15 protein-coding genes are annotated in these 13968 nt (G+C 63.3%); 11 read left to right on the forward strand and 4 right to left on the reverse strand.

Going from position 1 to position 13968, the window contains the following annotated elements; translation table 11 throughout:
* Positions 1 to 164 precede the first annotated feature (164 nt).
* The 4 genes from ACX3OW_RS04855 to ACX3OW_RS04870 all read left to right on the forward strand — a co-directional run bounded on the left by ACX3OW_RS04855 (position 165) and on the right by ACX3OW_RS04870 (position 3907).
* Entirely contained in the window at positions 165 to 1151 is a 987-nt protein-coding gene (locus tag ACX3OW_RS04855) for a LysR family transcriptional regulator (RefSeq protein ID WP_459094595.1), read from the forward strand.
* A gap of 113 nt (positions 1152 to 1264) precedes the next feature.
* Positions 1265 to 2008 carry an ABC transporter permease gene (locus ACX3OW_RS04860; RefSeq protein ID WP_459094596.1) on the forward strand — a complete coding sequence of 248 codons (744 nt, stop codon included), beginning with the start codon at positions 1265 to 1267 and terminating at the stop codon, positions 2006 to 2008.
* Between the two features lie 37 nt (positions 2009 to 2045).
* Positions 2046 to 3059: an ABC transporter substrate-binding protein gene (locus tag ACX3OW_RS04865; protein WP_459094597.1), complete on the forward strand. Its 1014-nt coding sequence runs from the start codon at positions 2046 to 2048 to the stop codon at positions 3057 to 3059.
* An 80-nt stretch (positions 3060 to 3139) separates the two neighbouring features.
* The gene (locus tag ACX3OW_RS04870; RefSeq protein ID WP_459094598.1) at positions 3140 to 3907 is read left to right on the forward strand and encodes an ABC transporter ATP-binding protein; all 768 of its coding nucleotides are present in this window, start codon (positions 3140 to 3142) and stop codon (positions 3905 to 3907) included.
* 34 nt (positions 3908 to 3941) lie between these two features.
* Here the strand turns inward: ACX3OW_RS04870 and ACX3OW_RS04875 are convergent, their stop codons facing one another.
* Positions 3942 to 4400 carry a pseudoazurin gene (locus ACX3OW_RS04875; protein ID WP_459094599.1) on the reverse strand — a complete coding sequence of 153 codons (459 nt, stop codon included), beginning with the start codon at positions 4398 to 4400 and terminating at the stop codon, positions 3942 to 3944.
* Between the two features lie 351 nt (positions 4401 to 4751).
* Here ACX3OW_RS04875 and ACX3OW_RS04880 point away from each other — a divergent pair, with 351 nt between their 5' ends.
* The 5 genes from ACX3OW_RS04880 to ACX3OW_RS04900 all read left to right on the forward strand — a co-directional run bounded on the left by ACX3OW_RS04880 (position 4752) and on the right by ACX3OW_RS04900 (position 10055).
* Positions 4752 to 6464, forward strand: coding sequence for an outer membrane protein assembly factor BamB family protein (locus ACX3OW_RS04880; protein ID WP_459094600.1), 1713 nt, complete (start codon positions 4752 to 4754; stop codon positions 6462 to 6464).
* A gap of 151 nt (positions 6465 to 6615) precedes the next feature.
* Entirely contained in the window at positions 6616 to 7401 is a 786-nt protein-coding gene (locus tag ACX3OW_RS04885; protein WP_459094601.1) for a substrate-binding periplasmic protein, read from the forward strand.
* Complete coding sequence (locus ACX3OW_RS04890; RefSeq protein ID WP_459094602.1) at positions 7398 to 8408, forward strand: ABC transporter ATP-binding protein; 1011 nt, start codon at positions 7398 to 7400, stop codon at positions 8406 to 8408. The genes ACX3OW_RS04885 and ACX3OW_RS04890 overlap by 4 nt, the downstream gene beginning before the upstream one ends.
* On the forward strand, positions 8405 to 9253 hold the full coding sequence (locus tag ACX3OW_RS04895) for an ABC transporter permease (RefSeq protein ID WP_459094603.1): 849 nt from the start codon (positions 8405 to 8407) through the stop codon (positions 9251 to 9253). The genes ACX3OW_RS04890 and ACX3OW_RS04895 overlap by 4 nt, the downstream gene beginning before the upstream one ends.
* 7 nt (positions 9254 to 9260) lie before the next feature.
* Positions 9261 to 10055: a substrate-binding periplasmic protein gene (locus ACX3OW_RS04900; RefSeq protein WP_459094604.1), complete on the forward strand. Its 795-nt coding sequence runs from the start codon at positions 9261 to 9263 to the stop codon at positions 10053 to 10055.
* Here the strand turns inward: ACX3OW_RS04900 and ACX3OW_RS04905 are convergent.
* The 3 genes from ACX3OW_RS04905 to ACX3OW_RS04915 all read right to left on the reverse strand — a co-directional run bounded on the left by ACX3OW_RS04905 (position 10052) and on the right by ACX3OW_RS04915 (position 12215).
* A complete protein-coding gene (locus ACX3OW_RS04905) occupies positions 10052 to 10672 on the reverse strand; it encodes a zinc metalloprotease (RefSeq protein ID WP_459094605.1) in 621 nt (206 codons plus the stop codon). The two genes, ACX3OW_RS04900 and ACX3OW_RS04905, sit on opposite strands and share 4 nt — an antisense overlap.
* Positions 10673 to 10712: 40 nt before the next feature.
* Positions 10713 to 11231 carry a c-type cytochrome gene (locus ACX3OW_RS04910; RefSeq protein WP_459094606.1) on the reverse strand — a complete coding sequence of 173 codons (519 nt, stop codon included), beginning with the start codon at positions 11229 to 11231 and terminating at the stop codon, positions 10713 to 10715.
* 129 nt (positions 11232 to 11360) lie between these two features.
* Positions 11361 to 12215 carry a helix-turn-helix domain-containing protein gene (locus tag ACX3OW_RS04915; RefSeq protein WP_459094607.1) on the reverse strand — a complete coding sequence of 285 codons (855 nt, stop codon included), beginning with the start codon at positions 12213 to 12215 and terminating at the stop codon, positions 11361 to 11363.
* Positions 12216 to 12346: 131 nt separating this feature from the next.
* Between ACX3OW_RS04915 and ACX3OW_RS04920 the strand changes: the two genes are divergently transcribed.
* Together ACX3OW_RS04920 and ACX3OW_RS04925 are read left to right on the forward strand one after the other, a co-directional pair.
* A complete protein-coding gene (locus ACX3OW_RS04920; protein WP_459094608.1) occupies positions 12347 to 13285 on the forward strand; it encodes a phytanoyl-CoA dioxygenase family protein in 939 nt (312 codons plus the stop codon).
* A gap of 110 nt (positions 13286 to 13395) precedes the next feature.
* The gene (locus ACX3OW_RS04925; protein ID WP_459094609.1) at positions 13396 to 13968 is read left to right on the forward strand and encodes an NADPH-dependent FMN reductase; all 573 of its coding nucleotides are present in this window, start codon (positions 13396 to 13398) and stop codon (positions 13966 to 13968) included.

The following is a 13968-nucleotide window of genomic DNA, read 5'->3' on the forward strand; positions in this document are numbered from 1 at the left end:
CCTCAATCCCTCCCCTCAAGGGGGAGGGAGGCGAAGGAACCGATACGCCCTCCCTCGGGCGCGCAAAAACCTGCTTCGTCGCGATGGAAAATAGGTCTTCTGTCGCCGGTCTGGTATATGAGCAGGCATAAACCGCGTTCTCGATCCCTGGGCAAATGAGCTAAATGTCGACACTGACCCGGGCTGCCGGCGGCCCTCAGCTGACTCTGCATCAATTGCGTATTGTCTGGGCCGTGGCTCATGCCGGAACGGTGAGCCGCGCCGCCAAGCAACTCGGCCTGTCGCAGCCCTCGCTGTCCCAGCAGATCGCCAAGCTCGAGGCCAGCATCGGGCACAAGGTGTTCGAGCGCGGCGCCGCGCGGATGACCCTGACCGAGATCGGCACCTTTCTTGTCGAGCGCGCCGAACAGGTGATGCGCGAAATGCAGGAGCTGGAGGACCGGCTCAGTGGCTACACCGGCGGCACCCGCACCATCGGCATCGCCGGGATCAGCTCGCCGATAAGGGTGCTGCTGCCGCAGGCCCTGCGCCGCTTCAACGAACTGCATCCCGAGATCGGCTTCGACGTGCATGAGAGCAGTCCGGGCGATGTGATCGCCATGCTCTATGCCCGCCGCGCCAATATCGGCATCGTCGCCGCGAGTTCGATCGCGCAGGCCAGCATGGGCTTTGTGCAGGTGCCGCTGCTCGACGATCCCTATGTTCTGGTGGTGCCGGACACGCTCAAACTCGATGGTATTAACTCAGAGGACGAGCTGGATGCGTCCCAGCGCCAGATCCTCAACAATGCCATCCACTTCATCTACGGCACCCAGCATCAGAAGCGCGTGGAAGCCTGGTACGAGACCGCGCTGGCCGACCATCGGGTGATCGCCCAGTGCCGCAGTTTTGAAGTTGCCGTGGCCATGGTTCGCGCCGGGCTTGGCGTCTGCCTCGCGCCGGCGCTGTCCTGCTTTTCCGGCGACAGCATTCCCCCCGGCATCCGGCTCTACGACGTGGCGCTGGGCATTCCCCGACCACTGGTGGCGCTGATTCCGACGCAATATCGGCATCTGTCGCCCTATTCGGCCCTGATCGACACCCTGCAGGAGGCCGCCCATGACCGGGTGCGGCCGACCATCAGCCCGGCACCACCCTTCCTCAAGGCCTGACGCAACCAGCCTAGAAGAACTGCCTATAAGGCCTATTGCTCCCAGCATGGCGGCTTCGTGCTAGCGATAGCTTGTTTGGGGAATGAGGATGGCCTGCGGGCCGTGGTTGCACCGTGATCATTTGGCTTTATCGCTTGGCTTTTCTGGCCTTTTTGCTGGCCGGCTGGACCATCGCCGCCGAGCTGACTCCCCGCAACCTCATCCCGACGCCCTTCGCCACCTTCGAGGCCGCCCAGCTGCTGTTCAGCGAAGCCCGGCTCTGGATTGCCATCGGCGACAGCCTGACCGTCTATGGCCTGGGCTTCGGGCTCGCCATCGCGGTGGCGGTGCCGGTCGGGGTCATCATGGGCGGCATTCGTCCGCTCGGCAAAACCCTCGATATTTACGTCAACGCCCTGGCCGCGACGCCGCGCGTCGCCTTCATTCCGCTGATCATCGTGCTGCTGGGCCTCGGGGTCCAGGCCAAGGTGTTCATCGTCTTCCTCGGCGCCGCCATGCCGATCCTGCTCAACACCTATGCCGGCGTCCTCGCCTCCAATGACGAACTGGTCGAAATGGCGAAATCGGTCGGGGCAAGCCCCTGGCGCATCTTCAGCCGCATCACCATCCCCAGCGCAGTCCCCTTCATCGTCGTCGGGCTGCGCGTCGGGGCGACCATCGGGCTGATCAATACCGTCGTCGCCGAACTCTATACCGCCGTGCGCGGTCTGGGCGGGTTGCTGGCCATCTATGGCAACACGTTCCGCATGGCGGAGTACTTCGTCATCGTCCTGATCCTGGCCACCGTCGGCGTCATCGTCACCGAAATTCTGCGCCACATTCAGCTGCGCCTCGAGCGCTGGCGTGGCGCAGCGTGAAAAACACAAGAAATCTGGAAGAAAAGTGGAAGAAATCATGCAGAAAATAACCCGTTTTCTTGCGCCAGCGCTGGCTTTGCTGCTGGTTGCCCAACCCGCCGTTGCGGCGCCATTCCGACTGATCCTAACCCATCTGGAGCCACCGCTGGTCCCCAATTCGGTCATGGATCTGGCCCTGGAGAAGGGCTATTTCGAAGCCGAAGGCGTCGAGGTCGAGCTGGTCCGCGTCCAGCAAACGCCCTCAGCTTTGCAGGCTTTGGCCGCCGGTGAAGGCGAGATGGCCAATGTCAGCGTCGATGGTCTGCTGCTGCTCGTCGCACAGGGCGCCACCGACTTGAAGGCGGTTACCTCGCCCAACAAATCACTGCCTTACGTCATCGCCGCCAAGGACGATATCACCAGTGCCGCCGACCTTGCCGGCCGCACTTTTGGTGTTGGCCGCGTGGGCAGTCTCGACCACTCGCTGTCGATGAAAGTGTTGGCGGGAGAAGGACTTGACACCGATACGATGGATATCCTCGCCATCGGCCAACCCAATGTCCGCGCGCAGGCATTGATGGCCGGGCAGATCGACGCCACGACCATGTCGATCGGCGTCTGGATGTCGATTCCCGACAAGACCGGCTATCATCTGCTCATCGACCAGGCGCCGTATTACGCCGCCGTTCCGGTCATCAACAAGGTCAATGTGGTCACCCAGAAGGTGCTCGACGAGCGCGCGACCGAAGTGCAGGGCGTGATCCGGGCGCTGATCAAACTGTCCCGCGACTTCTCCGCCGACCCCGATGCCTGGGCCGAAGCCATGGTGCCCTATGCACCCAACACCGACGAAGCCGGCCTACAGGCACTGGCCGCCACCTTCGCGGGCACCTGGAGCGTCAACGGCGGCATGAACGAGACCGACCTGCAATACACCCAGGACTGGCTCTACTCGACGGAAGACTTTGTCAACGTACCGCCGGTTACCATTGATCAATGGGTGGACTTTGGCCCCGTTGACGCGGTACTCGCCGAGGTGGGTACGGTCGATGGGGATGCCACCGGCCGCTAAGGTATGACGGCGCGACGGGGGAAAAAGTTCTGGATCAATCATCGTCCCCCGTCGCCGCCATCGAGCTTGAGGGCGTCACCATGTCCTTTCGCTCGGCGCGGCTGAAGCAGGAAATCACCGCCCTGCGCGACATCAATCTCTCGGTGCCCGACCGGCTGTTTGTCAGCCTGCTCGGGCCCTCCGGCTGTGGCAAGACCACGTTGCTGCGGCTGGTGGATGGGCTGCTCAAGCCGCAGCAGGGCACGGTGCGCGTGCTCGGCGAAGCGCCGAAGCCCGGTCCCGACATGGGCTTTGTCTTCCAGTCCTTTCGCCTCATTCCCTGGCTCACCGTCGAGGCCAATGTCGAGTTTCCGCTGGGGGAACAGGGGCTGTCAAAGGCCGAGCGCGCCGAGATGGTGCTGGACCAGCTCGAGGCGGTGGGGCTTTCGCGGTTCAAGGACGCCTATCCCGACGAGCTGTCGGGCGGGATGAAACAGCGGGTCGCCATTGCGCGCGCGCTCGTCACCAAGCCGCGCATCCTGCTGATGGACGAGCCCTTTGCCAGCATCGACGCGCAGACGCGCGAGCTGATGCAGATGGAACTGATGGGGATTTGGAGCCGGCAGCAATCGACCGTGCTGTTCGTCACCCATAGCGTGGATGAGGCGATCCTGCTCTCCGACCGCATCGTGCTGATGGGGCCGCGGCCGGGCCGCGTGGTCGAGACGCTGGATGTCGATCTCGACCGTCCGCGCTGGGAATATGATGCCCACGCCGACGAGCGCTACATCAAGCTGCGCGCCTATCTGTCAGCGCGGATGCGTGAGCTGGTGCTGTCCGACCCGCAATCAGATTTCTACCGCCCGTAACGGGCGGTAGATGGGGTTGGCCTTGCTGGTGCTCTTAGAGCTCAGCAAACATGGCGTCGAAGCGTTCCTTGGCCTTGGGCGGGTTCTTCGCGGCCTTGGCGGCTTCCAGGTTGGACGAGGGATCATCCACCACCACCAGGGCAATCATGCCCATGCCCAGATGCGGCAGGCACTTGATGCCATAGACGCCCGGAACGGTGAAAGTGGCGCTGACTTCCTTGCCAATCGCGCCCTTGAAGGGCTCGGCACCCTCCGGCATCATGTCACGGATGCTCTCGGCATTGTGACCACGATCGGTCGGCACGAACTTCACGGTGTCGCCGGCGGCGATCCGGATCAGCGCCGGTTCGAAAACCATGGCGCCGGCCTCGCCCTTGTTCAGCATATGCACTTCGTGCTCGGCAGCGTAGGCTTGGCTCGGGGCCAGGATTGCTGGGACGGCCAAAGCCGCCACCGTACCGGCAACGAACTTGCGTCTGGTAATGGCAAACATAAAACTCTCCTTAGTGTCGACGCTTTCGCTTCTCGTCTTCCACTCGAATGCTCAGCGGATAACCGGCAAAAGGCCTGCTGTCTTTATAGGCATTGCGGCGGCGGCCAACAAGGCGCGCCAAGCGTAGAGGTGCTTTAGTCGCAGGGCCTCGGCCACTGAACTGCCCGTTCGCATCATTCTACCATACATCTAGTTGACGGCTCCCGTTGCATGGGCCTAGGCTCAAGCCAAGCTAGCGTGCTTTCGCCTGGCTCATTCCACTTCGATCGAGCCTGTGCGCTAGTCCCGTTAATTGTGGGGGAGCCACTCATGCAGGGATTTCGGAAGTTAACGGGGATCATTGCGATCTCCGTGTCGTTCACATCACTGTTGGTCGCGCAGGCGGCCACCGCGCAAGATAGCCCGATCGACAAGGTTACGCCGGTCACTGCCGAGATGCTGCTCAATCCGTCGGACGGCGACTGGTTGATGTGGCGGCGGACGTTCAATGGCTGGGGCTACAGTCCACTCGAAGAGATCAACAAGGAAAACGTCAAGGGCCTGCAACTGGCCTGGGCCTGGGGCATGACGCCGGGCGGGCGCTCGCAGGAGACCCCGTTGGTCCATGACGGGATCATCTATATCCAGAACTCGACACACCTGATCCAGGCGCTCGATGGTGCCACTGGTGATCTGATCTGGGAATATCAGTATGAACTGCCCGATGGCGTGAACCCGAGCGGCGAGCGCAACAAGGCGATCTACGGCAACAATCTGATCCTCGCCACCCGCGATGCCCACATCATCGCGCTCGACACCAAGACCGGCAAACTGGTCTGGGACCAGCAGGTTGCCGATCATGCCAAGGGCTGGGGTTATACCAGCGGCCCGATCGTGGCCGATGGCGTCATCATCCAGGGCATGACCAACTGCGGCAATGGCCAGCCGGGCGGCTGTTTCATTACCGGCCATGATCCCGAAACCGGTGCGGAGCTGTGGCGCGTTCAAACCATTGCCCGTGGCGACACGCCCGAAGGCAATAGCTGGAATGGCATTCCGGTGGATAGCCGGCACGGCGCTTCGGCGTGGATTGCCGGCTCGTATGACCCGGATCAGAACCTGGTGTTTGCCGGCGTCGGCCAGCCTTATCCATGGGTCGCCGAGATCAGCGGCCTGCTGCCGGCAAGCTCTGATCCCGATGTTACCAACAACGCGCTCTACACCGACTCCACGCTGGCCCTCGATCCGCAGACCGGCGATCTGAAGTGGTACCACCAGTATCTCGCCAACGACAGTCTCGACCTGGACTACGTCTATGAGCGCCTGCTCATCGACCTGCCGTTCAAGGGCGAAGACCGCAAGATGGTGGTGACCAGCGGCAAGATCGGCATCGTTGAAGCCCTCGACCGGACCACCGGCGAATGGCTGTGGGCCAAGGAAACCGTGCCGCAAAACGTGGTGCTGTCGATTGACCAGACAACCGGTGACAAGACCATTAACCCCGAGGTGATCCCCCATATTGGCGAGACCACCTTCAACTGCCCGGCCGACCCCGGCGGGCGCGCCTGGCAGGCGACCTCTTACAGCCCCAAGACGCAGACCCTCTACATGCCAACGGTGGAGTTCTGCTCCAACACCACGCCGAACCCGCTGGATCCGGGCACCATCTATACCGGTGGCGGCATGGCGACCTTTTCGCGTGTGCCGACGCCTGACAGCGACGGCAATATCGGCCAGGTTCGCGCCATCGATCTGACCGACCAGTCGGACAAGTGGATGTACCGTCAGCGCCCGCCGATCACCAGCTCGACCCTGCCAACCGGCGGCGGTCTGGTGTTCGTTGGTAGCCTTGACCGCAAGTTCATGGCCTTCGACGACGAGACGGGTGACAAGCTGTGGGAGAGCGGCGCGCTGAGCAACTCGCTCGAATCCTTCCCCATCAGCTACGAAGCCGGTGGCAAGCAGTATGTTGCCATTGTTGCCAACTTCGCTTCTGGCCTGGGCCGGCTGTCGTCGCTGACCCCGGAAATCAAGCTGCCGCGGGATAACCCGGCGACGCTCTACGTCTTCGCGCTGCCCGACTAATCGGCGAGCGCCCTGCCAACTGCCCGGACGGGCCGGAATTTCCGGTGCCGTCCGGGTCTATCAATGAGGTCTGGTCTTGAGCGTTGCCTCCACGTTTTTACGCCTGGCGGGTCCGCTTCTGATCCTCGCATTGGCGGTCCCAGGGGCCGCATTGTCACCCGCTTCGGCCCAGCAGCCGGAATTCTTCGACATCCCCTTTGCCGATGGCCAGTGGAACTTTGGCCGGCGGCTGGATGAATCCCAGCTCCGCTACTGCATCGATCACCGCGATCCCGATTGGGAGGTAGCCGGCGAAATCGCCGACGCCATCGCCGCAGCATTGCTGCTCGAACCGCAGCGCTATGTGGTCGAAAGCAACCTCATCAGCGAGGACATCACCAAGGTCTATGCCGTGATGCGGCAGCATTGCGACATCTATATGGGCTTCAAGCTGATCCCCGAGGGCTATGAGAGCTGGCTCACCCTGACCCGGGCTTATTATGAAACCCAATATGTCTATGTCGCCGCCGACCCCGACATTCACCAGCTCGCCGAGCTGGCGCCGGCGCGGCCGATCGGCGCGACGATGGGCAGTCTGGCCCATCTCCGCCTAGTCTCTTATCTGACGGCACTGCCGGCCGAAAAACGCTGGCCGACCTATCCCTATGGCAACAATGACATGGCCCTCGAGGCTTTGCTCGCCGGCAGTGTCGATGTCGCGCTGGTCTGGGCACCCAGCCTGTGGGCCAAGCAGCGCCAGGACCCCGAATACGCCAAGTTTCACATCATCGACTCGACACCGCTGCCGCCGACCAGACTGGGGGTGGGCGCCATTGCCCTGGCCAACAGCACCTTCCTCCGCAACGCCGTCGACCAGGCCATTGCGGCGCTTAGCGCCGATGGCACCCTGACGGGTATCCTCGATAGCTTCGCATTCCCCGCCACCGCAGCCCCATGATGCCAGACACACCACCACCCACCGCGCCGCTCCGCCCCGCCATTCGCGTCGACGCCGTGTCCAAGCGTTACGGGCGCACTTTGGCCTTGGACGCGGTCAGTTTCGAGGTTCGCGAGCGCGAATTGTTTGCGCTGCTGGGGCCCAATGGCGCCGGCAAGACGACGCTCATGCATATCCTCTCCACCATTCTCAGGCCCGACAGCGGCACCGCCGAGATCGCCGGCCACGACGTGCTGCGCGCGCCGCTAGCCGCCCGCAGCCGGTTGGGCATCGTGTTTCAGGAACCCAGCCTCGATGATCGGCTGACGGTGCGGGAGAATCTCAATCTGCACGGTCTGGTGTTCGGCGTGCCCCGGCGCCTGCGCCGCCAGCGCATCGAGGAAATGCTGGCGCTGGTCGAGCTGACCGATTGGGCCGACAAGACCGCCCGCACCCTGTCCTCGGGGATGAAGCGGCGGCTCGAAATCGCCCGCGCGCTGATCCATGATTCCGAGATTCTGCTGCTCGATGAGCCCACTGTCGGGCTGGATGCACAGACCCGCGAGCGGATCTGGAGCTATCTGCGTCGCCTGCAGGCAGAGCGTGGGCTCACCGTGGTGATCACCACCCACTATATCGAGGAAGTCGAGAACTGCGACCGGGTCTGCATCATCGACAATGGCAAGCTGCTCGCCATCGACACGCCCACCGCCTTGCGCCACGCCCATGGCCAGCAATTACTGCGGGTGACGCCCCGGACCGAGCAGGACGGCGCTGAAATCCTCGTGCGTTTCCCCGACCGGGTGCTGCGGCAGGCCGGTCCCGAGATCGTGCTCAATTCCGACGAGGCGTTTGTCGAAACCTTCCTGGCGGCCTTCGGCACCCGCGTGCTGGCGCTTTCCAATGAGGTGCCCAGCCTTGAATCGGCGTTCCTGTCGCTGACCGGACGCGAATTGCGTGACCGGGCCGCCGATGTCCGCGAGCGCACCGCCGCCTTTGGCCGCCGGGGAGGAGAACACACCAGATGAGCATTTCCGCTGCTACGCCCCCGGCCTCGCGCCGCCACTGGTTGCTGGTGCAATTGGGTGGGCTTTACGGGTTATGGCTGCGGGAGGTCATGCGCGCCATGCGCGACCGTGGCCAGCTGATCGGCGGGGTCAGCCGTCCCATCCTGTGGGTGCTGATCCTGGGCATCGGGCTCAATCCGTATTTTCGCGGCGAGGTCTATGGCGAGGTCAGCTTTGTCGTGCCCTTCACCTATCTGCAGTTCATCTTCCCGGCCGTCATCGCGCTCAACATCATGTTCACCTCGGTGCAATCGGCCGTCTCGGTGATCTGGGATCGCGAATTCGGCTTTCTCCGCGAGGTGCTGGTCTCGCCTCTGTCGCGCGGCACGGTGCTGCTCGGCAAGATTTTGGGCGGCACCACGGTCGCCGTCCTGCATGGCTGCCTCGCGCTGATCCTGGCGCGCTTTGCCGATGTGCCGCTGACCCCGAGCCAAATCCTGACGGCGCTGGGTCTGATGACCATGCTGGCTTTTTCGCTCACCTGTCTCGGCGTGGTGATCGCCAACCGCATCCGCAGTTTCGAGGGTTTTGGCATCTTCTCCAACGCGGTGATCCTGCCGCTGTATTTCACCTCCAGCTCGATCTTTCCGCTCGATCCGGCTTTGTCGCGCGCTCAGACAAGGGTGGTCTATCCGGACTGGCTGGTGACCATCGTCGAATGGAACCCGCTGACCTATGCGGTGGATGCGCTGCGCGGCGCGCTGATCAATTACCACCAGTTTTCCCCCTGGATCGGGATCACGGTCATGGCGGTCTCGGGGGCGGTGCTGTTCGCCATCGCGCTCTATGACTTCCGCCGGGCGTGAGGCGTCGATGACCCTGTTCCGGCGGCTGCTGCGCGATTTCGGGGGCATCGGCCTCATTCTGGCACTGCTGTTTGCGGTCGCCCTGCTGCCGCCGGACACCTCGCTGTCCGAGGTGCGCAACAGCGCCATGCTGAAGGCCTGCGTGCCGCCCCTCTATCCGCCGCTGGTCACCGGCGACCCGGAGCGGCCCGGCATCGACATTGAACTGCTGCAGGCGGTGGCCGCGCGCATCGGCGTGTCGCTGGCGCTATATGAGAACAACGCCATGGGGCGCGACTTCAATCCGCGCAATTGGAACCTCAACCGCGCCCAGTGTCAGGTGATCGCCGGTGGCGTGGTGGATTCGGCGCAGACCCGCTCGTTTCTCGAAACCGGGCCCTCCTATGCCGATACCGGCTGGGCCGTGCTCTCGCCGACGCCGCTTGCCTCGCTGGCTGGGCGCAATGTCGGGGCGCTGGCCCTGGTTTCGGGGCTCGACCGCATCGCGCTGGCCAGTTTCCTGCGCGCCGAGGGCGCCACGGCACGCGTCGTCGCTAGCCCCGATGCGCTGGTCGCCGGCATAACGTCCGGCGCGTTCGACGCCGGCGTGACCGAGGCAATGCTGGCGGCGACTTTGGCGGATGCGCATGGCTGGAGCGTCAGCTGGGCCTCCCCCGCACTCGCCCGTTACCATCTGGCGTTCGGATTGTGGAAGGGCGACATCACCCTCAAACGGGCTATCGACGAGGCCTTCGTCGCGCTGGCGGCCGATGGCAGCATCGCCGCTATCCTGGACCGCTACGGGGCGACGCCGATCGACTAGATGGCGAGCTCGACGCCGATGATCAGCGGGGCGACGAACATGTAAACTGGCAGCAGCACCATTCTGGTGATCCCCAATATCGAAGCCACCAGCAGAGCCCAGCCGATCACCATGCCCACCGAACGTGGTAGTTGAATTCCCAAGGCCGCCAGCACATGCGCGCCGACCAGCGGCGGCACCGGCAACAGGGTGAAGATCGCCATCCAGACACAGAGCCGGGCGGTGACCCGCACGAACGCCGCCGCCGTCACGCCCGCCGCGTAAGGCAGTTGCGTCAGCAGGGGAATGGTCAGCAGCAGGATCAGCGAGCCAAGGGCAAGCAGTACGGCGCTGCTGGCCAACGCCGCAATCACCAGCCCCCAGCGCCCGAACCGCAGCTGGGCACACTCGATCGCCACGGGCCGGCTCCAGCCAAAGCCGGACAGCACCAGCGCAGCCAAACCCAAAAGATCGACATGGCCGAACGGCAGCAGCGTCAGCCGGCCGTCATAGCGTGGCCCCTTATCGCCGAGCAGCACCGCCACGGCGGCGATGGTGGCGCCCTGCACCGTGACGATGAGCAGTCCGGCAAACAGCCGCAACGCCAGCAATTGCAGGGTCAGTTCCGAGCCAATCACGCGCGCCTCGCTGCAACAGGAGAGCCGCGCCCGCTGGCGATCACTTCTCCATGGTCAGTTCGTAAAGTGCATCCACATCCGAGGGCAGGGGCGCACCCGACTGGAAGCCGTTCCGCTTGAGAATATAGGCCATCAGATCGGCATAGGCAGTGGGCGAAAACCGGCCCGGCGCATCGGGCGGCATCGTGGCGCTCATGACCTCAAACAACATCCCGGCCGGCATGTCGGTCACGTATTTTTCCTCAAAGCTCAGGCCGCGCAACGGCGCCCCGCCCAGCAGTCCGCCCCTGAGGTCTTCGCCGTGACACTCCACGCAATATTTGGTGAAATTGGTCTGGCCACGATCAGCCTGGTCAGTCGCGTAGGAGACCGGATGTTCGGCCGGCGCAGCAGCGGCCTGGGCAACATGGATCCGCGCCGGAGCCGGCGCCATGGCCGCGCTGGTGGGCGAGGTCACGTCAACGCCAAACGCCAACATCGACAGCCCAAGCCAGCCACTGGCAACCAGGCCTGCCGCCAGCATGCGGCGCTTTGTGGGAAAGTGAGTGTCGGGGTTCATTGGGGGTTCCTCCCGTTATTAGCCAAATCGCCACCGCAGCCCGGCGTTCATGGTCTAAGCTAAACGTCCAAAAGCTTAGCGCCCGGTCAGGCAAAAGTCGATGGCGCGGTCTTCATGCGAATAAGCCGCTCATTTGGCAAAGGATGCGCGATATTGGCGCGGCGACATGCCCCGCAGCCGCCGGAACTGCCGATTGAAATTGGCCAGCGAGGCATAGCCCACATCCGCAGCGATATGCTGGATCGCCTGGTCGGTGCTCGACAGCCGCGAACAGGCCTCCCCAACCCGCAATCCGATCAGATAATCCGAGATGCTGAGCTGGGTGTGCTTGCGGAACATGCGGTGCAGGCCGGACAGGCTCAAGGCGGCAATTTCGGCCAGCTCGGTCAGGCGGAGCGGTTCGGGATAATGCTGGTGCAGATGCAGCAGCACCCGGTCGATACGCAGGCGGCTGCCCTCCACCGGCTGCGGCGCGGTGGTCGAGAGCGGCTTGATCTCAGTCGCATTGGCGAGCTGCAGCAGGATCTCCAGCAGTCCGATAAGTCGCCGGGCGGGAGGGCGCGCATAGATCGCCGCGAAGTCCTCGGCCAGCATCTGGCCCAGCCCATCGCCAAAGGCCAATCCGCCGGCGGCCTGAGCGATCAGCCGCTCAATGGGGCGGAATTCCACCGTGTCGCCGATCAGCCCTTCCAGCCATTCCTTGCGGAACCAGAACACCAGCGCGACATGCGGCTCAGCCGGGTCGATCTTCTCGCGCGACGCCCAGGTATGCGGCAAATTGGGGCCGACCAGCACCAGATCGCCATGCTCATAGCTGCCCACATGATCGCCGACGAAGCGCTGGCCGCGCGAATTGAGCGTCAGCGTCAGCTCAAATTCGGGATGATGGTGCCAAGTGAACGGAATTGCATCGTCCAGCCGGCGGTTGAGCATGCTCCAGGACGCGTCGGGCGGTTGGGTCAGATGTTCTCGAACTGGCCGCATGGCGCCCCGATCCAGCGTTGGTACGCCAGAATAGTATCATAGCTGGCCAAGCTCCAACAACATGGCGCGGTTGGCGTCGGTATTCTGGCTGCATCACCTGATATTCAGGGAGGGCAGAATGGGAGACCGACATGCAGACCGCCACCACACTCAAGCGCGACAGCCATCCAACCACCGCCGCCACGATCCAGCTCAAGGATATCCAGAAGACCTTGCCGCTGCGTGTGCTGTCGAAGGCCGACTGGGCGCATTGGACCACGAAGGGCTATGTCATTGTCCGGGGCGCGGTGCCTGCGGCCAGGGTCGAGCGTCTTGCCGAGCTGCTCTGGAAATTTGACGAGAAAGATCCGAACGACTCCACCACCTGGTACGCGCCGCAGCGCCGCGAGCACAAGATGAAGGAGCTCAACAATACCGGCATGCTGGAGATCTACAATCACCAGTTCTTGTGGGACAACCGTATGGAGCCGCGCATCTACGACGTCTTCGTCGACATCTGGGACCGCGAAGATTTGTGGGTCACCATTGATCGCGCCAACCTCAATCCACCCAAGCTGGTCAAGGGCAATCCCAATGGCTTCATCCATTGGGATGTGGACACCTCGATTCAGCCGCCGCCAATCGGCGTGCAGGCCGTGCTGAGCCTGCAAAAGCAGGATGGCGATGTCGGCGGCTTCCAGTGCGTGCCCTATCTGTTCGAGCATTTCGATGAGTGGGTGCAGACCCAGCCTGGGGATCGCGATCCGATGCATCCGGATATGACGGGCCTCAGCGTCGTCAATGTCGATCTGGAACCGGGCGACCTGATGATCTTCAATTCGCTGTTGGCCCATGGCGTCCGCCCCAACCATTCGGATGGTCGGGTGCGCATGGCGCAATATGTCTCGATGCACCCCGCAGAGTGGGACAATGACGCCGAACGCCAGGAACGCATCCGGCTTTGGCGTGAGCTGGACCATCCCAAGCGGGACGCCTTTCCCGGCGATCCACGCGAATGGGAAAAGCACAATGCCACGACGGCGGTTCTCTCGCCGCTGGGCCAGAAACTGCTCGGTCTCGAGCGCTGGTAAGGCGCAATAATAGCGGCCCCCATCGATCCATTCCGCCATTGCGGCAGGATCGATTTTGGGGCCGCCGACGTTATTGCTCCGACGCAATCATTGCGCCGGAGGAGAGCCCCATGACCACGTTCAAAGTCGGCTACTTCGTAGGCAGCCTTGCCACTGCCTCTATCAACCGCAAGCTGGCCATGGCGCTGGTGCGGCTGGCGCATCCTGGGTTCATCATGAGCGAAATCCCGTTCCGCGACCTACCGCTCTACAGCTATGATTATGACGCGGACTATCCGCCCGTCGCCCGGGCCTTCAAGCAGGCCATCGCCGATGTCGATGCGGTGCTGTTCGTGACCCCGGAATATAACCGCTCGATCCCCGGCGGTCTCAAAAACGCCATCGACTGGGCCAGCCGGCCCTGGGGCCAGAATGCCTTCACCCGCAAGCCCTCGGCGGTGATCGGCGCCTCGATCGGCTCCATCGGTACGGCGGTGGCGCAGCAAAATCTGCGCAGCGTACTCAGCTTTTCCAACTCGCCGCAGATGAACGCGCCGGAGGCCTATATCCATTTCACCCCCGGCCTGATTACCGCCGAGGGCGAGGTGAACAATGACAGCACCAAGGAGTTCCTGCGCAACTACATGGCCGAGTTCCACCAGTTCGTCGCCCGCGTCTACACGGCCCTGCCGCGCGGCGAATAA

The sequence above is a fragment of the Devosia sp. A449 genome (assembly GCF_054489375.1).

Bases quoted from the DNA above. Each gene is read 5' to 3' on its own strand.
- ACX3OW_RS04855 (WP_459094595.1), top strand. From the start codon at position 165: ATGTCGACACTGACCCGGGCTGCCGGCGGCCCTCAGCTGACTCTGCAT.
- ACX3OW_RS04865 (WP_459094597.1), top strand. From the start codon at position 2,046: ATGCAGAAAATAACCCGTTTTCTTGCGCCAGCGCTGGCTTTGCTGCTG.
- ACX3OW_RS04870 (WP_459094598.1), top strand. From the start codon at position 3,140: ATGTCCTTTCGCTCGGCGCGGCTGAAGCAGGAAATCACCGCCCTGCGC.
- ACX3OW_RS04875 (WP_459094599.1), bottom strand. From the start codon at position 4,400: ATGTTTGCCATTACCAGACGCAAGTTCGTTGCCGGTACGGTGGCGGCT.
- ACX3OW_RS04890 (WP_459094602.1), top strand. From the start codon at position 7,398: ATGATGCCAGACACACCACCACCCACCGCGCCGCTCCGCCCCGCCATT.
- ACX3OW_RS04895 (WP_459094603.1), top strand. From the start codon at position 8,405: ATGAGCATTTCCGCTGCTACGCCCCCGGCCTCGCGCCGCCACTGGTTG.
- ACX3OW_RS04900 (WP_459094604.1), top strand. From the start codon at position 9,261: ATGACCCTGTTCCGGCGGCTGCTGCGCGATTTCGGGGGCATCGGCCTC.
- ACX3OW_RS04910 (WP_459094606.1), bottom strand. From the start codon at position 11,231: ATGAACCCCGACACTCACTTTCCCACAAAGCGCCGCATGCTGGCGGCA.
- ACX3OW_RS04915 (WP_459094607.1), bottom strand. From the start codon at position 12,215: ATGCGGCCAGTTCGAGAACATCTGACCCAACCGCCCGACGCGTCCTGG.
- ACX3OW_RS04920 (WP_459094608.1), top strand. From the start codon at position 12,347: ATGCAGACCGCCACCACACTCAAGCGCGACAGCCATCCAACCACCGCC.
- ACX3OW_RS04925 (WP_459094609.1), top strand. From the start codon at position 13,396: ATGACCACGTTCAAAGTCGGCTACTTCGTAGGCAGCCTTGCCACTGCC.